Genomic DNA, 18,348 nt, shown 5'->3' with positions numbered 1-18,348 from the left:
TACGGAGTGCTCAGGTCCGCCGCATCTCCTGGGTCCGTGGGGTTCGGCCGGCGGTTGGGCTGTGTGGGTGGCCTCCCCGCGCGCCCGCCGTCGGCCACCCGCCTCATATCTCTCCAGCACCTCCTCCCCAGCCCTCCCCCGCAAGCGGGAGAGGGAGCGCGTTGGGCTTAGGACTGGAAAAGGCCGCCCTAACCAACACAGCAAAGTTCCCTCTCCCGCTTGGGGGGTGAGGAGGGGGAACCGAGGAAGGTTGCGCAGAGAGGAGCAAGCTAGACGTGCAGGGCCCACAGCCCCCAACTCCAAAAAGAAAAGGGCGCCCCGAAAGGCGCCCTGGTCAGTCACGATGAACGCGTCAGATCACTTGATCTTCGTCTCGCGGAATTCGACGTGCTTCTTCGCCACCGGGTCATACTTCTTCAGCACCAGCTTGTCGGTCTTGGTGCGGGAGTTCTTCTTGGTGACATAGAACACGCCCGTGTCCGCGCTGGACAGAAGCTTGATCTTGATGGTTGCAGCCTTGGCCATGGTCTATCCTTGATGCCGCTACGGCGCGCGAACCGAAAGCGGTCGCGGAAAAGAATTACGCTCGCGCCGCCTCATTGGTGGCACGTGGGCGCGGAAATTCCCCCATTGCGCCCCAAATGTCAAGCGTGGGCTCGCTTCTCCACCAGCATGTTGGCGGCCACGACCAGCACATACAGGCCCAGCATTCCCGCCATCACATAGGCAAACCCAAAGGGATTGTAGATGTCCATGCCGAATCCGACCAGCGGCGGCCCGACGATCAGCCCCACAGAGTAGAGCATCACAAAGGCGGCGTTGGCGGCCGCGAGATCCGCGCCATGGAATCGCGCTCCGAGATGCGCGAGACCCACCGTGTAGAGGCTGCCCACGACGCCGGTGGCCAGGAACACCGCGACCTTGAATGCGAGCGTGTCCACCGGAATCTGAACCATCACCAGAGCGCCGATGGTACCGAACAGCGCACAGCCCAGCAGCAGGATGCGCCGATCGATTCGGTCGCTGATCAGGCCGAGCGGGATCTGGAACATCACGTTGCCAAGCACGGCGATGGTAAGCAGGAGAGAGGCGCTGCCCTCCGGCAGGCCGAGCCGCACACCGTAAAGCGGAAGAAAGCTCATGACGGCGGTTTCGATGGCACCGAACACCAAAGCTGCCAACGTGGCGACGGGCGAGAGGCGCACGAACATCAGCACGCCGTGGTGATCGCCGTCGGCGATCTTTGGCGTCATGCCGCGCGCCATCAGGATCGGAATCGCGCCTGCCGCCAGCATGATGGCGCCCGCCACATAGGGCGGCCAGCCGCGCGTACCAAGAATGCCCAGAATCGCCGGTCCGATAGCCGCCCCCACCGAGAGGCCGGTGGCGTAGATGCCCATGATGAGTCCGCGCCGGTGCGGCGGGGCCACGGCGTTGATCCAATACTCGCTCACGGCGAACAGCACGCACAAGGCGCCGCCGAAAGCGAAGCGTAGCGGGAACCACATGACGAACGACGGTATCAACTTGAACGCGAGAAGGCTCAGGGCGGTCACCGCAATGGCCAGCGTCAGAAGCGCCCGCACCCCAACCTTGCGCACCATCAACGGCACGAACGGGGCGGTCGCGATGGTCGCTATGCCGGCGACGGCGGTATTGATGCCGATCCAACTGTTCGAGATACCACGGCTTTCCAGCTCGAGCGCGAGCAGTGGAATCGACAGGCTGATGCCAATGCCGACCACCGATATGGCGGAGATGGCCGCTGTGATTGACGCAGCCCGGCTCATCGGAGCGCCGGTCTGCTGAGGGGCATGCATGAGAATTCCTGAGACGTTCCTACAGAGTGTCCGGAGGCCGCTGCGGCCTAGTCGAGCAGGGTGCGGACGAACTTGCCGTAGCGCACGCTATAGAAGGGCACCGGCGCTTCCCGCCGGAAGCCCCCGTCGAGACGAGCCTGCACCTCTTCGAGGATGACGCGCGTGATGGCGGGAAGTTCCGCCTTCTCGGTCTCCTTGAAGGTGAGCCAGCGCGTTTCGATCAACTCCGAGTCCGGCCCCACCATTCCTTCCACCGTCTTCGCGATGCTGCTGACGTCGGCCGCGAAGAAGCGCGTGTCGAAGCGCTTGGGCCGGCGCGGCGGGGTGATGGCGCGCAGCACGAAAGTCAGAGATTCGAGGTTGGGGAACACGCCATGCTCCTGGAAGGCGTTCCACCCCTCAGCCGGGCTGTCCGGGGCGCCAGCTTCGGTGGTCCCGACCAGAACGCCGGTCTCCTCATACATTTCGCGAATGGCGGCAGCGGCAAGGGCGCGGCTGCGCTGGGCGCTGCCACGTGGCACCTGCTCCTGTAGGCGGCGCTCGCTTTCATTGTCGAGCATTCCGAACACCGGCATGGCGCGGTCGCTGGCCTCCAGGCTACCGCCAGGAAATACGAACACGTTGGGCATGAAGCGATGGCCGGGATGGCGCAGCCCCATAAGCACACGCGGTTCCTTGCGGCTACGATCCAGCAGGATCAACGAGGCCGCATCGCGCGGCCGCACGTTGGGGCTGGTCTGCTGGCGTTCGACAGCGGAAAGGCGTGCAGCAAGATCAGTCATTGGGTGGCCGTTGGGAGAGCGGAGGGGCGCGGTTCGCGTTCGGGGCTGTTCGGGTCGAAGCCATGCATGCGCCTCGACCATTGCAGCGCGATCAACGCCCCCTTCAATACCGGGAGCAGCGCCAAGCTCAAGGCCAGAGTGAGCGGCAGAAACGTCACAAGGTGGATCCAGACCGCCGGGCGGAAGATTTCCTCAACCAGCACGAGCAGCGGGACCACGATGTGGCCAACGACGAAGATCACCGCATAAGGCGGCGCATCGTCGGCGCGATGGTGATGGAGCTCCTCGTCGCAGACGGGGCAGGCTTCAAGCACCGTGAGATAGGAACTGAACATGCGTCCTGCGCCGCAATTCGGGCAGCGACCGAGCGCGCCGCGCGCCAGGGACCGGCCGAGCGGACGCTCGGCACCGGCAACGGAGGACGTCTGCCCATAGGTATAGGCGGGGCCGGACGGGTCGATGGAACTCATGGTCACTTTCGTCCCCTGCCCGCCCCCGAGGGGCCTGACTTGGATGGTCCAGATCTCCCTGGCCCGGATTTGGCGTGGCCCGATCTTCCGGCAGATGGGCTGCCAGGACCTCTGCGCACCGGGCCGGCGGTATCGCCGCCCGTTTCGGCAGAACGCGTCTTGGCGGAACGCGCCTTGCCAAATCCCGGACGTCCCGGACCCGGCTTGCGTCCGCCACCCGAGCGGGCACCCCTTACATAGGCGCCCTCGGACAGAAGCTCAAACCGCAGTGCCCCCGCGACCGGTGCCGCCTCGACCAGTTTCACCTCGACTTTGTCGCCGATCCGGTGCATTTCGCCGGTCCGGTCACCGATCAGGGCCTGCCGGCCCTCGTCAAAGCGGTAATAATCCGCCCCGAGTGTCGATGCCGGGATGAAACCGTCGGCTCCGGTCTCATCAAGTGCGACGAACAGTCCCGCCTTGGTGGCGCCGGTGACGCGGGCTGAGAAGGTCGCACCGATCTGGTCGGCGAGATGATGGGCGATCAGGCGGTCCACCGTCTCGCGCTCCGCCGCCATGGCCCGGCGCTCGGTGCCGGAAATGGAGGTGGCAACCTCCGCCAATTGCTCGGGCGTCGTACCGTCCGGCAGGCCGTCCTTGCCGAAATGGTGCGCGCGCACCAGCCCACGATGGACGATGAGGTCGGAATAGCGGCGGATGGGCGAGGTGAAATGCGCGTAGCGGCGCAGGTTGAGGCCGAAATGCCCGTAATTTTCCGGCGAATACTCGGCCTGGGACTGGCTGCGCAGCACCACCTGATTGACCATGGGCGCAACATCGCTGCCGACCACCTGCGCGAGGATATGGTTGAAGTTGGACGGGCGGACCTGATCGCTTTTGGGCAACTTGATCTCAAGCGTAGCCAGGAACTCGCGCAGGATCGACAGCTTCTCCAGTGTCGGGCCGTCGTGGACGCGATAGACTAAGGGGGTACGCTTCTCCTCAAGCGTCTCGGCCGCCGCCACGTTCGCGAGGATCATGAATTCCTCGATCAGGCGATGTGCATCCAAGCGTTGCGGCACAATCACCCGGTCAACGGTGCCGTCTTCCTTGAGCACGATCTTGCGCTCGGGCAAATCGAGATCCAGCGGTTGGCGGGCTTCGCGGGCGATCTTCAGGCAGGCGTAGGCGGCATAAAGCGGCCGCAGAACATGCTCCAGCAAAGGGTCGGTAATCTCATCCGCCTGCCCGTCTATGGCGGCCTGGGCCTGGGCATAGGCAAGCTTGGCGGCGGAGCGCATGAGCACGCGATGAAAGGTGTGACCGCGCTTTCGCCCATCGGCACCGATGACCATGCGCACGGCAAGCGCGGGGCGATCCTCAAGCGGCCGGAGCGAGCAAAGATCGTTAGAGATACGCTCCGGCAGCATGGGGACGACACGGTCCGGGAAATAGACCGAATTGCCCCGCAGCAGCGCCTCGCGGTCCAGCGCCGAGCCGGGCGGAATATAGGCGGCCACGTCCGCGATGGCGACGGTAAGGATGAATCCGCCCTTGTTGGCGGGATCCTCGTCAGCTTCCGCATGGACCGCGTCATCATGGTCCTTGGCGTCGGGCGGATCGATTGTGACGAGGGGCAGCTTGCGCCAATCCTCCCGGCCAGCCAGTTTCACCGGCCGCGCGGCGGCGGCTTCCTCCAGTACTGACGGGGGGAAAACGTGCGGGATGCCGTGGGCATGGATGGCGACCAATGAGATCGCCTTCTCCGTCGCCAGCGAACCGAGCCGCTCTTTCACCCGGGCCATGGGCAGGCCGAATACGCGCTGTCGCATCAGCTCGACCGAGACGAGATCGCCGTCTTGGGCCTCTTGCTCGGCACCGGCCGGAACCTGGAGTTCACGGCCGAGATTCTTCTTGTCCACGGGGATGATTCGGCCGCCGCCCCCGTGCGGGGCTGCGCGGAAAATGCCGATGGTTTGCTTGCGCGCTTTCTCCAGAACCTTGATGACCCGGCCGGTGGGCAAGCCTTCCTGCACGCGGTCGTCGAAGATTCGCAGCAGCACACGGTCGGAAAGGCCGGGGGTCGGCCCCTGCCCGCGTCGCGCCGTAACGACACGGATGCGCGGCGGTTCGCCATGCTGCTCCTCGTCCCATTCCACCGGTACGGCAAGCAGATCGCCATCGGCATCGCGGCTCGAAATGTCGGCGAGCAGCACGCCGCCGAGCGCACCGGGCACGTGGACCTTGCGCCGCCGCCGCTCCACCGCGCCGTCTTCGGCAAGATCGCGCAGCAGCGCCTTCAATTCGATCTTCTGCTCCGAATTGAGGCCATAGGCGCGAGCGATTTCCCGCTTGTCCACCTCGCCTCCCCGCGCGGCGATGAAGGCTGTCAATTCAGCCTTCGTCGGCACCTCTCCTTGACGAGCCGGGGGAACAAAGGCGGCGCGCGCCTCTGCTTCGACTGCGGCGAGGCGACGGCCGGCGCGAGTCTTGGCGCCTGCCTTTGGGCGGGGTTTTGGTGAACGGCCGGCGGGAGTCGTTGATTTGGGCAAGGCAAGGGTCCAGTGATCGGGCCGAACCTACCTGACGGGTGCGACTTCGACCAGCATTTGCGGGTTTGATCGTGCGCAACGCTGTTCCGCGTCGGCGGATCTCACAACGTCAATTCACGAACCGGCGAGTTTTCGAACTTCGGTATGAAGAAACCACCTCCGGCATTGAACCGGGGGCGCCGAAGGCAGAAAGTGCGGCGCTTGTCCGTCGGCCGGCACAAGCCGGATGCGTGGCCTTTGGCACGCCTTCCCCATGAGATCTTTATGAGCGCCTCCTCCGATTCCTCGACGTCTGCTCCGCTCGCCCATGCGGATGTTCTTTCGATCATTTTCGGCATCATGCTGGCCATGCTTCTGGCCGCGCTCGACCAGACCATCGTCGCCACCGCTCTGCCCACCATCGGCTCGGATTTGAATGATTTCGTCAATCTCTCCTGGGTCGTCACGGCCTACCTGCTGAGTTCCACGGCTGTGACGCCGCTCTATGGCAAGATGAGCGACATTCTTGGCCGGCGCGTGGTGCTGTTGTTCGCTATCGGCCTGTTCATGCTGGGGTCGCTGGCCTGTGCCCTCGCTCCGACCATGCTTGTGCTGATCCTCGCACGCGGGCTGCAAGGGCTTGGCGGCGGCGGCCTGATCTCGCTTTCTCAAACCATTATCGCCGACGTGGTCTCGCCGCGGGAACGGGGCCGCTACCAGGGCTATATTGCCGGCGTGTTCGCCGCCAGCAGCATTGCGGGGCCTGTCCTTGGGGGCGTGATCGCCGATCACCTCCATTGGTCGATCATTTTCTGGATCAACCTGCCACTTGGCCTCGCTGCCTTTCTGATGACCGACAGGACCCTGCGCCGCCTGCCCCGCCACGAGCGGCGCCACAAGGTGGACGTGTTGGGTGGCGTACTCATGATCTCGGCGACCACCAGCCTGCTGCTGGCGCTAACCTGGGGCGGGGTGCGTTATCCCTGGGCGTCCGTGCTCATCATCGGCCTGTTCGCGGCCGCGCTCGCGCTGGCTGTCGCCTTCGTGTGGCGCATGAAGATGGCGCCCGAACCGTTTCTTCCGCTGTCGGTTCTCGCCAACCGCGTGGTGAGCAGGAGCGTCAGCTCGGTGTTCTTCGTGGCCGGCATCATGATCGCCTTGTCGATCAACGTGCCGCTCTATTTCGAAACGGTGCGCCTGTTCACCCCCAGCCAGTCGGGCCTTGCGCTCATCCCTCAGTCGGCGGGCGTGGTGCTGGGCGCGACAATCTCGGGCCGGGCGATGGCCCGCCTCACCCATTACAAGCTGCCGGCCATGATCGGGCTTTCCATCTCGTGCGCGTGCCTCGCGGCGTTCGCGCTATTGCCGGACTACACGCCCGCGGCCCTCTTGCTGGTTCTGCTCGGGCTCATGGGCATCGGCATCGGCACTGTTCTTCCGGTGTCCACCGTGGCGATTCAAAATGCCGTGCTGCCGCACCAATTGGGCACCGCCACGGGCGCTTCCAACTTCTTCCGCGCCCTCGGCGCCGCCGTCTTCGTGGCCATGCTCGGCGCGGTCCTGCTCGGGGCATTGGGCATCTCGCAGCAAGGTGACATCGCCGCCCTTGCACACAATGCCGATCCGGCGATGCTGAGCCGCGCCTTCCACCTTGTGTTCGCTGCCGCGACAGTGGCGATGCTGTGCGGTCTCGGCTTCCTCATCGCCATGGAGGAACGCCCGCTCCGCCGCAGCGTGCGGGACGCGGAAGAGGTCGCGGCGCTGGCGGAATGATGTGCCTGCTTGCCGGGCCGGCATCTCTCGTTCCTAGACGGTTGATGTAGCCGTGGATCCTACGAAGCCGCGGACTTTGCCTTTGCCGCCGGCTTCTTCGCTGGCGCCTTCTTGGCGGCGGCCTTTGGTTTGGCTGCAGGCTTCTCGGTTGCGCTCTTCGGCGTGGCACTCTTCTTGGCGGCGGCCTTCGCCGGCGCCTTGCGCGACGTCTTAGCAGCTGGCGCAGTGGCCGCCTTGGCATCAATGAGAGTGATGGCCTCCGCTAGGGTCAATTGATCCGGGTCCAGCGCCTTGGGCAAAGTGGCGTTGATCTTGCCGTGATTGACGTAAGGCCCGAACCGGCCCGGCCGCACGGTGATCGCTCCGCCGCTCGGATGGTCGCCGAGATTGCGGCCGGCGGTTGCACCGCCCCGCGCCCCCCTGCCCTTCGACTGCTTTTCCGCAAGCAACGTCACCGCGCGGTTGAGGCCGATGGCGAGGATGTCGTCGCCCTCTTCCAGGTTCGCATAGATCTTGCCGTGCTGGACATAGGGCCCAAATCGTCCGATTCCGGCAAGGATGGTCTCGCCGTCTTCGGGGTGGGTGCCGATCGGTCGCGGGAGCGCCAGCAAGGCAAGCGCGGTTTCAAGGTCCACATCCGCCGGCTTCAGACCCTTGGGCAAGCTGGAGCGCTTGGGCTTGGCACCCTCGACGGCCTCGCCGAGTTGCAGATAGGTACCGAACCGGCCGTCGCGGATGGTCACTTCCAACCCGCTCTCGGGATCTGCGCCGAGCTTGCGCGTGCCCTCACCCTCTTGCGGCGCTTCGCCGCTCAGGGGCTGGGTGTGACGGCACTCGGGATAATTGGAGCAGCCGATAAACGCCCCGAACTTCCCCATCTTGAGAGACAGCCGGCCGCTGCCGCAGGTAGGACACAGGCGCGGATCGGTGCCGTCCGCCTTAGGCGGAAAGATGTGCGCGGTCAGCATCTCGTCAAGCGCATCAAGCACCTGTGAGACACGCAGGTCCTTGGTGGCGTCGACGGCAATCGAGAAATCCGCCCAGAATTCGCGCAGCACCTGCTTCCAGTCCACCTCGTCGGCGGAGACGCGATCAAGCTTCTCCTCCAAATCGGCGGTGAAGTCGTATTCGACGTATTTCTTGAAGAAGCTCTCCAGGAAGGCAGTCACGAGCCGCCCCTTGTCCTCGGCGACGAGGCGCTTCTTCTCCAGCTTCACATATTCCCGGTCCTGCAACACCGCGAGCACTGCGGCATACGTGGAGGGACGGCCGATGCCGAGTTCCTCCATGCGCTTCACCAGCGAGGCTTCGGAGAAGCGCGGCGGCGGTTCGGTGAAATGCTGGGCGGTGGCGATCTCCCGCTTGTCCAGTTTCTCGCCGGCCGACATGGCGGGGAGCCGACGGCTCTCCTCGTCCTCATCGTCGTCGTCCTTGCCTTCACGATAGAGGGCGAGGAAGCCGTCGAACTTCACCACGGTGCCGGTGGCGGTCAAATCCAACGCGCGGGCGCCGGCCTGGGCGACGATATCGGCCGTGGTGCGTTCGAGGGCGGCCGACTCCATCTGGCTCGCGACGGTGCGGGTCCAGATCAGTTCATAAAGGCGGGCCTGCTCCGCATCGAGGTGGCGCGCGACGTCGCGGGGGCTGCGATGGGAATCGGTGGGGCGGATGGCCTCATGGGCCTCCTGGGCATTCTTGGCCTTGGTGATGTATTTGCGCGGGGCCGCAGGCAGGTAGCGATCGCCGAACTGCTTGGCGATGGCGCTACGCGTCGCCTCCACCGCTTCCGGCGCCATGTCGACACCGTCGGTTCGCATATAAGTGATGAGACCCACGGTCTCGCCGCCGATGTCCACGCCCTCATAGAGGCGCTGGGCGATCTGCATCGTGCGCGCCGGGGCGAGGCCGAGCTTGCGGCTTGCCTCTTGCTGCAAGGTCGAGGTGGTGAACGGCGGTTGAGGATGCCGCTTGACCGGCTTCGCCTCAATAGCGCGCACCGAGAACGCAGCACTCTCCAGGTCGGCGCGGAATGCGGCGGCCTCCTCGGCCGTGCCGACCGACAGGCGGGTGATCTTCTTGCCGTCGGCGCCGGACAGGCGGGCTTCAAAGGCGTCGCCGCGCGGAGTCGCGAGCTGGGCGACGATGGACCAATATTCGCGTGCGACGAAGGTCTCGATCTCGCGCTCGCGGTCGCAGACCAGGCGCAGAGCCACGGATTGCACGCGCCCGGCCGAGCGGGCGCCCGGCAATTTGCGCCAGAGCACCGGGGACAGCGTGAACCCGACGAGATAATCCAGCGCGCGGCGGGCGAGATAGGCATCCACCAGCGCGATATCGATCGCGCGCGGTGCCTTCATCGCCTCAAGCACCGCCTGTTTGGTGATGGCATTGAAGACCACCCGCTCGACCTTCTGGCCTTTGAGCGCCTTCTTCTCGCGCAGCACCTCGAGCACGTGCCAGGAAATCGCCTCGCCCTCGCGATCCGGGTCGGTGGCGAGGATCAGGCCATCGGCAGCCTTCACCGCCTTGGCGATGTCGCTCAGACGCTTCTGTGATTTCGGATCGACCTCCCACAGCATGCGGAAGTCGGCCTCGGGATCAACCGAGCCGTCCTTCGACGGGAGATCGCGGACATGTCCGTAGGAGGCGATGACCTCGTAATCCGGACCCAGATATTTGTTGATCGTCTTCGCCTTTGCGGGCGATTCGACGATGACGACCTGCATGACGGCTGCTGTCTCTTGAAAACGCCGCGGCCCCTGGCGGCGGCGGCAACATGGGGTGCGCCGCGGTGCCTGTCAAATCCGCACGCCAAGATCAGGCTGCCGCCGGGAACTCGCGTAAATACAACCCTGAGTAGCTTGTCTAACTGTTGCCAAATCGCAGGATGCGCCGAAGCGGCGGGAAAAGGATCTTGAGATGGCGGCGGGTCGCAAGGACTTCGATTTTGAACAGGCAGCGGAATTCGCGGCTTACGTCTCGTCGCTGACCGCCGAACTTTCGAGGCTGGCGCGGAGACACCACCTTTCAACCCTCGCCTATCTTCTGGAAATGACGCTGCTCGAGGCGCGCGGGATCACGCGCGCCTCGTCCCTCAGAGGATCCGGCGAGGGCACCGATACACCGAGCTAAGCTTCAGCGCAGGCTCACCAACCCGCCTCCGTGGCGTTCCAGCCGACCCGCCAAGTCCAACTCCAGCAGCACCCACTGCACATCTGAAACGCTCGCACCCGAAAATCGCACCAGATCGTCCATGGCTGTTGGCACTGGCCCCAGCAGTTCCGTGATCCTGGCCCGCATCTGGTCCGCGGGCGGGAAGGCATCGACTCGCACCGTCGGTGGCGCCTCGACCTCCTGCGAGGGGGGATGCGCGATCAGCGGCGTCAAGGCTTCGATCACGTCGGCAGCATGGGTGACAAGGGTTGCGCCGCGCTTCAGCAGGGCATTGGTACCGCCGGCGCGCGGATCCAGCGGAGAGCCGGGGATCGCAAACACTTCCCGTCCCTGCTCGGCGGCAAGGCGCGCGGTTATCAGGGACCCCGAACGCTCGGCAGCCTCGACGACGACCACGCCGAGCGCCATCCCCGAGACGAGTCGGTTGCGGCGGGGGAAGTCACGCGCGCGAGGCTCCCAGCCGACTGGCATTTCAGAGACGAGAGCGCCCTGCTCGGCGACCTGCTCTATGAGACGAAGATTCTCCGGGGGATAGGGGCGGGAGAGGCCCCCCGCGAACACGCCGATTGTGCCGCTCTCGAGGCTTGCCTCATGAGCCGCCGCATCGATGCCGCGTGCTAGGCCGGAAACGACCGAATAGCCAGCCGCGCCAAGATCGCGGGCGAAGCGTCCCGCAAGGGTTCGCCCGGCTGCAGAGGCATTGCGGGCGCCGACGATGGCGATCTTGGGCACGCGCAAGGTTTCTCCCTTACCCCGCACGCTCAGCAACGGGGGGGCGTCGTCGATCTCCTGGAGCGGATGGGGATAATCCTGCTCACCCATGGCGACGAGGCGTCCGCCGAGGCGCGCGAGGGTTGCGATCTCCTCCTCCGCCTCAGTGAGGCTCGGGATGCGCGGAGGAATGAGACGCCCGCCCTTCCGTGCAAGGTCAGGCAGAGCCTGGAGGGCCGCTGCCGCGCCGCCAAATTGGTTTATCAGGGCGCGGAACGTGCGCGGCCCCACCTGCTCGGTCCGGATCAACCGCAGCCAGTCCGTGCGCTGCCGGGGCGAAAGGGTGACGCCCCGTCGGCTCATGCTGGTTCAGCCTTTCGCGCCGATCCGGCCTTCGGTGCCGGCGATGAGACGGGAAATATTCGCGTGGTGCTTGGCCCATAGCAGCACCGTCAGTACCGCCATCAGCAGGCCGACCTTCGGCCCGCCCGCAACAAAGGCGCACGCTGCCGCAGCGGCGGATGCGACCAAGGCGGAGAGTGAGGAATAGCGGGTCACCCCGGCAACAGCGAGCCACACCAATGCGAAGGCAAGGGCCGACGGCCAGGAAAGGCCGAGGGCGACGCCAAGGAAGGTGGCTACGCCCTTGCCGCCCTTGAAACCCAGCCACACCGGAAACAGATGGCCGAGGAATGCCCCGAGGCCCGCAGCGATCGCGGCATCCTCACCAAGCCAGGCACGGGCTACCAGGACCGCCGCAGTCCCCTTCAGGGCATCCCCGAGCAAGGTGAACGCGGCGAGATCCTTGCGCCCGGTGCGCAACACGTTGGTGGCGCCGATATTGCCGGAGCCGATGGTGCGAATATCGCGAGTTCCGGCCATCCGCGTGATGACGATGCCGAAAGGGATCGAGCCCAGGAGATAGCCGAGCGCCAGTGCAGCGGCCGTCCACGGCAAGGCCAAGGTCCAGAAAAGCTGCATGCAAAAAGTCCTACCGCGCCGGCAAGGCTGACGCCAATCAAACGTATTCGTATACCGTACGCCCGGCAACCAGGGTACGTAGCACTCGCCCGCTCATCCGCGCTTCGTCGAACGGAGTATTGCGCGAGCGTGAATTGAGATCGGCCGGGTCCACAAGCCACGGCATCTGGGGATCGAACACCACGAGATCAGCCGGCGCACCGGGGCGCAGCGTGCCGGTCGGCAGCCCCAGCAGTTCCGCGGGGCGGGTCGAAAGCGCCCGCAGCACCGTGACGATGTCCACCTGGTCCGAATGCACCAATCGCAACGCGGCCGACAACAAGGTCTCAAGACCGATGGCACCCGGCTCCGCCTCCGAGAACGGAAGCCGCTTCATTTCCACGTCTTGGGGAACATGATCGGAAACCACCACGTCGATCAGGCCCGACGCCAGAGCGCGAACCAGCGCCTGCCGGTCGTCTTCGCCGCGCAGGGGCGGGTTCAACTTGAAGTAGGTGCGATACTGGCCGATGTCGAGTTCGTTGAAGCTCAGGTGGTTGATGCTCGCGGACGCTGTCACCGGCAGGCCGGCCTCCTTGGCGCGGGACAGCACGTCCAGCGATTCCGCGCAGGTGAGCGCCGCGGCGTGATAGCGACCGCGCGCGTCGTCGACGAGCCGCAGATCACGCTCCAGCACGATGGTTTCGGCGGATTTAGGATTACCCGGCAGGCCGAGGCGGGTTGCGAAGGTCCCCTCGTTCATGGCCCCCTGGGACATGGACGCGTCCTCGGTGTGATGCACGATCAGCGCATCGAAATCCCGCGCATAGGCCAGGCAGCGTCGCAGCACCTGCGCGCTCTGGAGCGAGTGCACCCCGTTTGTGAAGGCAACTGCGCCGGCCGCCTTCAGCAGGCCGATCTCCGTCATTTCCTCGCCACGCAGGCCTTTGGTGAGGGCCGCCATGGGATGCACGCGCACGATCGCGGTGTCGCGCGCCCGACGCAGGATGAAGTCGACGATCGCGGGATCGTCGACCACAGGGTCCGTGTCCGGCTGGCAGACGATGGTGGTCACGCCTCCAGCCGCCGCCGCGCGACTCGCGGAAGCCAGGGTTTCGCGGTGCTCCGCGCCCGGCTCGCCGACAAAGGCGCGCATGTCGATCAGCCCCGGCGCGACAATGGCGCCCCGGCAATCCACCAGTTCCGCGCCATCCGGGATGCCAGCGGAGGCGAGGCCGAACGCGGTGTCCTCGATACGGCCGTCGACGATCAGCACATCGCCGTGGAAATCGGACCCGCGAGAGGGATCGATGATCCGTGCGTTGGCGAGAACAACCGGGCGGGTTTCGGAGGGGCGCGGCGTGTCACGCATTGGGTAGCTTCCGCGCCAGAGCGTCCAGCACCGCCATGCGGACTGCGACTCCCATCTCCACCTGTTCCCGGATCAAGGATTGCGGTCCGTCGGCGACGGCGGAATCGATTTCGACCCCGCGATTCATGGGGCCAGGATGCATCACCAGAGCATCGGGCTTGGCGCGACGCAGCTTGGCTTGATCGAGACCGAAATAATGGAAATATTCTTTCACCGAGGGGATGAACGATCCGGCCATGCGCTCGCGCTGCAGGCGCAGCATCATGATGATATCGGCACCCTCAAGCCCGCTCTCCATGGAACGGTGCACCTCGATGCCGAACTGCTCGATGCCGCTCGGCAGCAGGGTGGAGGGCGCGATCACCCGCACCCGGGCGCCGAGGGTTGCCAGCAGATGAATGTTGGAGCGGGCGACACGCGAATGTAGCACATCGCCGCAGATTGCCACCGTGAGCCCCTGGATGCGCCCTTTGTTGCGACGGATGGTGAGAGCATCCAGCAGCGCCTGGGTGGGATGCTCGTGGGCGCCATCGCCGGCATTGACCACACAGCAATCCACCTTGCGCGCCAGCAGGGCCACGGCGCCGGAGGCATGGTGCCGCACCACCAATATGTCGGGATGCATGGCATTGAGCGTCATCGCCGTATCGATGAGGCTCTCGCCCTTTTTTACCGACGAAGTGCCCACCGACATGTTCATCACATCGGCGCCGAGGCGCTTGCCGGCGATCTCGAAGGACGACTGCGTGCGGGTGGACGCTTCGAAGAACAAATTGATCTGGGTGCGCCCGCGTAAGGTGCTGCGCTTCTTCTCGATCTGGCGGTTGAGATCGACGAAGTCCTCGGCAAGATCCATCAGCCCGACGATCTCGCCGGCGGAAAGACCTTCGATGCCGATCAGGTCGCGGCGATCAAGAGTGAAGGCGGGAGAAGAATGCATGGCAAGCGGCAGGCTTAACCACTGTGGGGCACACCCGCAAGGGCGGAACGCCCGCGAGCCACAGGGCATTCGTCCGGTTCACTCTCGTCGCCGCGTTTTCTCCCACTTCACCTTTCTCCGGTCTCTTGTTTGGCATGGCGAACAGAAATTTGACATTTGCCGACCATTTTTCATTCACACTGCATTCACGGGATGCAATGCAGTAATAAGATGCGAGGATAAAGACACAATTCGGCTTCGATCAAAGCCGATACTTATCTAAACGGCATTTGCGGCTTGAGACTCGACATTCGGGGGCCGTAACGTTCAGGAGATGTTTACCATGGCAGCTCTCACCAAGAAGGTCGCGGCGCTGGGCCTCATTGCGGCCCTTGGCGTGATTTCATTCACACCGGCCATGGCCGGCGCCATTGGCACTGGAGCTGCGACCTTGGCGCAGCCCCTGCCGACCGACGTGACCCAGGTGCAGTACTGGGGACCTCGCGGCCCTGGCTGCTGGAACTGCCGGGGGTATTACCGCAATAATAACAACAACGGGGCAGCGGTCGGGGCCGGTATCGCGCTCGGCATCCTCGGTGCCGCGGCGATCGCCGGAGCGGCGAGCGCGCCTCCCCCTCCCCCGCCAGTTTATTATGCTCCGCCGCCGCCGGTCTATTATGCCCCACCTCCCCCGCCTCGCGGCACCTGCTGGTTCCCGACCGATACGCGGGGCAACGGCTATTGGGGCGCTTGCTGACGCCAGGTCCATGTAGCGCTCAAGCGCAAGGGGCGGCTTCGGCCGCCCTTTTTCATCTTCGGGCGTCTTTTCCTGCCTTAAGCGGACGAGGACGGCTTCCGAATAAAAAGCCCCGCTCACCCTGCGAACGACAGCGCCACGGCAACCACCAGCGGCAAGGTGGCGCCAGCGGCGATAAGCTGAAGGGTGAGGATTTGCGCCAATAGCGGCGCATCGCCCCCCATCTGGCGGGCGAGGACATAACCGGCAGGCGATGAAGGCACGGCGCAGATGGCGGTGGCCACCACCAGTTCCATGCCCCGCAGCCCCAGCGCCCAGCCGAAGCCGAAGGCAAGCGCCGGGCGGGCCAGAAGACACAAAACGATGCTGTAGAAAGCCGTGGCCCTCGGACGCGTCAGGTGCTTGAGCCCCACGCCGGCTCCTACCACCACCAGCCCCACGGCGAGCGAGGCGCGGCCGAGGATGTCTGCGACCTCCAGCAGCAGGTGCGGCACCGGCACGTGGGATAGATTGATGACCGCCCCCGCAAGACAGGACAGGATCAGCGGGTTCCGCACCAATTGGCGGACGATGCGGCCGACGGTCGGCGGCTCGGCGCCCGCGTATCGCGCGAGAACAGCAACGACCACCACATTGATGGCCGGGATCAGGCACACCAGCATCACCGCCGCCACGGCCACGCCCGATGCGCCGTAGAGCCCGTCCGCAAGCGCGAGGGCGACATAGGTGTTCCACCGCACCGCGCCTTGGAAGAGCGACGTGAATGCCGGCCCGTCGATTCCATGACGGCGCATGAGCAGCGGTCGAACTGCCAGCAGGAGGATGCAGAGGACGGCCAGCGCCAATCCCATGGCGCCGACGGTGCCGATCAGGCTCACGCGAGAGAGATCGGCGCGGATTCCCGACGTGAGAAGCAGGGCCGGAAACAGGACGTAATACGTCACCTGCTCGAGGCCCACCCAATGGGAAGGGTCGGGTACGACCCATCGCCGCAGCACCCAGCCAAGGCAAACCACGCAGGCGACAGGCAGTAGCGCTGAAGCAATGGTTTCCATGGCAACCGGATGAGTGGAACGGAATACGGCGGGCGGCGCGAATCCCGACAGGATTGGGCCGATCGCCTATCCTTGCGCCAGCGCGCGAGGAGACTCAAGCTGTGCCGGCCCTGCCCCGTGATGCATAGCGCAGACCGTGCAACCTTGGCCTGCCGTGCAGACCAGCCGCCCCTCCCTGCACGCGCGGATCCCCAACGCCGGCAAACTTTTGTCGCAAAAAGAAATGAGGGCAGTGCGCCGGTCCTGGGATACTTGCATTTACGCGCGAGATATTGTTGAAGTCTGAAACTTACGGGTGCAGTCAAGATCGTGGCGAGGTCGCGTGTCAGATCGTACGGCGGCCGGTATTGCCGAGCAGATGTTGGACCTTTTGCCCGCGGACGGTGCTCCGGTCTTGAATCGGGTGTTGCGGGCCATGCTGTCCCGCCGGCTTGCGCAATCTATTTCCACCGAAGACTTCTTCGTCGCACGCGACCTGCTGTTGAAGCGCGGCCGGGTGGGGCGCGAGCGCGGCCAGGGCGGCAAAGTGTTTCTGCTAAAGGCGCCCCCGGCCGAGCCGGACGTGCCCCTGCCCTCTCCTGCCCCCGCATCAAGCGCCTTGGAAGCGGCGCTGATGAAGCCCGTGCAGCGCTATCTCGCCACCAGCTTCGTGCGCAATCTCGACCTGCCCAAAGGCGGGCTGGCCCTGCTGCAGGATATTTCCAGCATCGGCCCCAGCACCGGCCAATGGGCGCGCCCCGATTTCATGCTGGTGAGCCTGATGCGCTTCACCTACATGCCGGGCTCGCAACTGGACGTGCACGCCTTCGAGCTGAAGACCGAATCGGGCGGGTCCGTGCTGGCGGTGCATGAGGCACTGGCGCAGACACGCTTCACCCATTTTGGCCATCTCATCTGGCACTTGCCCGAGGAGTCCAAGGCGCGCACGCGCCTGCCCGACGTCCAGAAGCAGTGCGACGAGCATGGCATCGGACTGATCCTCGTGGTGCGGCCGGACGACCCGGAATCCTATGAGGTGCTGCTCGATCCCAAACGCAAGGCGACGTTGCCGAAGACGGTGGATGGGTTCTTGGAGAGCCGCCTCAACCTGCACAACCGCGCCGCGCTCAAAAAAGCCCTGAAGGAGGACGCCTGATGCCCCGGCCCGGACGCGTGATCGCCGTCGCCAACATGAAGGGCGGCGTCGGCAAGACCACCACGGTGGTGATGCTGGCGGAAGCACTGGCAGCGGACGGCGCAAAAGTGCTGGTGATCGATCTGGATGCGCAGGCGAATGCATCTTACTGCCTGGCTGGCGATGATCTCCTGGCGGAACTTATCAAGGATCGCCTGACGCTCACATCCTACCTTACCGATCGGCTTCTGCATCAACGGCGCCGCAAGCTCAGCGAGTTCGTACGAACCCAGGTTTCGGACGTCGCACATCTTGGCCAGATGCTGAATATATCGCTTGTCGCGTCAAGCGTGGGGCTGCGGCTGGCCGAACGCGAAATCATTTACGAACTGGCGGATCGCGGCTTCAACCTGCACGGTACTGAGGGGCAGGTCTGGAGCGTCCTGTCGGGTTGCATCGCCGAGTTGCGCCAGGATTATGATTACGTGATCCTGGATTGCGCCCCTGGCATCTCGGCCTTTACCGAGGTGGCCATTCGCCTGTGTGACGTGGTGATCTTGCCCACCATTCCCGACATGCTCTCCACCTTGGGGCTGGAAGCATTCTGCAATAGTCTCTGGCGGGGGCGACTGGCGGAACGCAGCAGCCTGCCCAAGCCGAAGCGGCGGCCGGTAGTGCTGGTGTCGCGCCGCATGACGAACGTCAAGCATCAGACCGCCACGGTCGTGGGTCTGCGCGCCGTCTCCGGCGGCCCAGATCCTGCATTTGACATGATGGAAACGGAAATTCCCCAGGCGGCAGCAATTGCCGATGGTCTCTCGAAGGCCTATCCGACCTACCGCCTCAAATGGTCGCCACCGGTGGTCGCGATTCTCAATGGTTTGGTCACTGAAGTGAAGGGACTCTTCCATGGCCGCTGAAATAGACGGTT

The 18,348-nt window shown here is 64.9% G+C and carries 16 protein-coding genes; 5 read left to right on the top strand and 11 right to left on the bottom strand.

Annotation, left to right across the window (positions count from 1 at the left end):
* Nucleotides 1-357 precede the first annotated feature (357 nt).
* The 5 genes from rpmG to rnr all read right to left on the bottom strand — a co-directional run bounded on the left by rpmG (nt 358) and on the right by rnr (nt 5,462).
* Complete coding sequence (rpmG, locus tag V5F77_RS08240) at nt 358-525, bottom strand: 50S ribosomal protein L33 (RefSeq protein ID WP_132033308.1); 168 nt, start codon at nt 523-525, stop codon at nt 358-360.
* A 119-nt stretch (nt 526-644) separates the two neighbouring features.
* Nucleotides 645-1,820 (bottom strand): MFS transporter, encoded by a 1,176-nt coding sequence (locus tag V5F77_RS08235; RefSeq protein WP_429004866.1) that lies wholly within the window; start codon nt 1,818-1,820, stop codon nt 645-647.
* Nucleotides 1,821-1,867: 47 nt separating this feature from the next.
* Nucleotides 1,868-2,602, bottom strand: a complete 735-nt coding sequence (locus V5F77_RS08230; protein ID WP_429004865.1) for an NUDIX hydrolase — start codon at nt 2,600-2,602, stop codon at nt 1,868-1,870.
* Entirely contained in the window at nt 2,599-3,072 is a 474-nt protein-coding gene (locus V5F77_RS08225; RefSeq protein WP_429004864.1) for a DUF983 domain-containing protein, read from the bottom strand. The genes V5F77_RS08230 and V5F77_RS08225 overlap by 4 nt, the downstream gene beginning before the upstream one ends.
* 2 nt (nt 3,073-3,074) lie before the next feature.
* Complete coding sequence (gene rnr, locus V5F77_RS08220; RefSeq protein WP_429004863.1) at nt 3,075-5,462, bottom strand: ribonuclease R; 2,388 nt, start codon at nt 5,460-5,462, stop codon at nt 3,075-3,077.
* 405 nt (nt 5,463-5,867) lie between these two features.
* Between rnr and V5F77_RS08215 the strand changes: the two genes are divergently transcribed.
* Nucleotides 5,868-7,355, top strand: a complete 1,488-nt coding sequence (locus tag V5F77_RS08215) for an MDR family MFS transporter (RefSeq protein WP_429004862.1) — start codon at nt 5,868-5,870, stop codon at nt 7,353-7,355.
* A gap of 59 nt (nt 7,356-7,414) precedes the next feature.
* Here the strand turns inward: V5F77_RS08215 and topA are convergent, their stop codons facing one another.
* On the bottom strand, nt 7,415-10,081 hold the full coding sequence (gene topA, locus V5F77_RS08210) for a type I DNA topoisomerase (RefSeq protein ID WP_429004861.1): 2,667 nt from the start codon (nt 10,079-10,081) through the stop codon (nt 7,415-7,417).
* A 193-nt stretch (nt 10,082-10,274) separates the two neighbouring features.
* Between topA and V5F77_RS08205 the strand changes: the two genes are divergently transcribed.
* Nucleotides 10,275-10,487 (top strand): hypothetical protein, encoded by a 213-nt coding sequence (locus V5F77_RS08205; RefSeq protein WP_429004860.1) that lies wholly within the window; start codon nt 10,275-10,277, stop codon nt 10,485-10,487.
* Between the two features lie 3 nt (nt 10,488-10,490).
* On the opposite strand, the gene dprA is transcribed toward V5F77_RS08205, so the two are convergent.
* The 4 genes from dprA to V5F77_RS08185 are packed head-to-tail and all read right to left on the bottom strand — an operon-like array spanning nt 10,491 to nt 14,512.
* The gene (gene dprA, locus V5F77_RS08200; protein WP_429004859.1) at nt 10,491-11,603 is read right to left on the bottom strand and encodes a DNA-processing protein DprA; all 1,113 of its coding nucleotides are present in this window, start codon (nt 11,601-11,603) and stop codon (nt 10,491-10,493) included.
* A gap of 6 nt (nt 11,604-11,609) precedes the next feature.
* Entirely contained in the window at nt 11,610-12,221 is a 612-nt protein-coding gene (gene plsY, locus V5F77_RS08195) for a glycerol-3-phosphate 1-O-acyltransferase PlsY (RefSeq protein ID WP_429004858.1), read from the bottom strand.
* Between the two features lie 37 nt (nt 12,222-12,258).
* Nucleotides 12,259-13,572 (bottom strand): dihydroorotase, encoded by a 1,314-nt coding sequence (locus V5F77_RS08190; RefSeq protein ID WP_429004857.1) that lies wholly within the window; start codon nt 13,570-13,572, stop codon nt 12,259-12,261.
* The gene (locus tag V5F77_RS08185; protein WP_429004856.1) at nt 13,565-14,512 is read right to left on the bottom strand and encodes an aspartate carbamoyltransferase catalytic subunit; all 948 of its coding nucleotides are present in this window, start codon (nt 14,510-14,512) and stop codon (nt 13,565-13,567) included. The genes V5F77_RS08190 and V5F77_RS08185 overlap by 8 nt, the downstream gene beginning before the upstream one ends.
* A gap of 322 nt (nt 14,513-14,834) precedes the next feature.
* Between V5F77_RS08185 and V5F77_RS08180 the strand changes: the two genes are divergently transcribed.
* On the top strand, nt 14,835-15,248 hold the full coding sequence (locus V5F77_RS08180; protein ID WP_429004855.1) for a hypothetical protein: 414 nt from the start codon (nt 14,835-14,837) through the stop codon (nt 15,246-15,248).
* A gap of 116 nt (nt 15,249-15,364) precedes the next feature.
* Here V5F77_RS08180 and V5F77_RS08175 read toward each other — a convergent pair whose 3' ends face one another.
* The gene (locus V5F77_RS08175; protein WP_429004854.1) at nt 15,365-16,303 is read right to left on the bottom strand and encodes an AEC family transporter; all 939 of its coding nucleotides are present in this window, start codon (nt 16,301-16,303) and stop codon (nt 15,365-15,367) included.
* Nucleotides 16,304-16,625: 322 nt separating this feature from the next.
* Here V5F77_RS08175 and V5F77_RS08170 point away from each other — a divergent pair, with 322 nt between their 5' ends.
* Nucleotides 16,626-17,438, top strand: a complete 813-nt coding sequence (locus V5F77_RS08170; protein WP_429004853.1) for a hypothetical protein — start codon at nt 16,626-16,628, stop codon at nt 17,436-17,438.
* The gene (locus tag V5F77_RS08165; protein ID WP_429004852.1) at nt 17,438-18,337 is read left to right on the top strand and encodes a ParA family protein; all 900 of its coding nucleotides are present in this window, start codon (nt 17,438-17,440) and stop codon (nt 18,335-18,337) included. The genes V5F77_RS08170 and V5F77_RS08165 overlap by 1 nt, the downstream gene beginning before the upstream one ends.
* Nucleotides 18,338-18,348: the final 11 nt, after the last annotated feature.

Origin of the sequence: Roseixanthobacter psychrophilus, assembly GCF_043195195.1 — a bacterium.
Lineage (GTDB): Bacteria > Pseudomonadota > Alphaproteobacteria > Rhizobiales > Xanthobacteraceae > NCEH01.
The sequence above is the reverse complement of the archived record's forward strand: the minus strand, read 5'-3'. Positions and strand labels throughout refer to the sequence as shown.

Coding starts and splice junctions, on each gene's coding strand:
- V5F77_RS08205 (WP_429004860.1), top strand. CDS start 10,275: ATGGCGGCGGGTCGCAAGGACTTCGATTTTGAACAGGCAGCGGAATTC.
- dprA (WP_429004859.1), bottom strand. CDS start 11,603: ATGAGCCGACGGGGCGTCACCCTTTCGCCCCGGCAGCGCACGGACTGG.
- V5F77_RS08165 (WP_429004852.1), top strand. CDS start 17,438: ATGCCCCGGCCCGGACGCGTGATCGCCGTCGCCAACATGAAGGGCGGC.
- V5F77_RS08190 (WP_429004857.1), bottom strand. CDS start 13,572: ATGCGTGACACGCCGCGCCCCTCCGAAACCCGCCCGGTTGTTCTCGCC.
- topA (WP_429004861.1), bottom strand. CDS start 10,081: ATGCAGGTCGTCATCGTCGAATCGCCCGCAAAGGCGAAGACGATCAAC.
- V5F77_RS08230 (WP_429004865.1), bottom strand. CDS start 2,602: ATGACTGATCTTGCTGCACGCCTTTCCGCTGTCGAACGCCAGCAGACC.
- V5F77_RS08225 (WP_429004864.1), bottom strand. CDS start 3,072: ATGAGTTCCATCGACCCGTCCGGCCCCGCCTATACCTATGGGCAGACG.
- plsY (WP_429004858.1), bottom strand. CDS start 12,221: ATGCAGCTTTTCTGGACCTTGGCCTTGCCGTGGACGGCCGCTGCACTG.
- rpmG (WP_132033308.1), bottom strand. CDS start 525: ATGGCCAAGGCTGCAACCATCAAGATCAAGCTTCTGTCCAGCGCGGAC.
- V5F77_RS08235 (WP_429004866.1), bottom strand. CDS start 1,820: ATGCATGCCCCTCAGCAGACCGGCGCTCCGATGAGCCGGGCTGCGTCA.
- V5F77_RS08180 (WP_429004855.1), top strand. CDS start 14,835: ATGGCAGCTCTCACCAAGAAGGTCGCGGCGCTGGGCCTCATTGCGGCC.
- V5F77_RS08215 (WP_429004862.1), top strand. CDS start 5,868: ATGAGCGCCTCCTCCGATTCCTCGACGTCTGCTCCGCTCGCCCATGCG.
- V5F77_RS08175 (WP_429004854.1), bottom strand. CDS start 16,303: ATGGAAACCATTGCTTCAGCGCTACTGCCTGTCGCCTGCGTGGTTTGC.
- V5F77_RS08185 (WP_429004856.1), bottom strand. CDS start 14,512: ATGCATTCTTCTCCCGCCTTCACTCTTGATCGCCGCGACCTGATCGGC.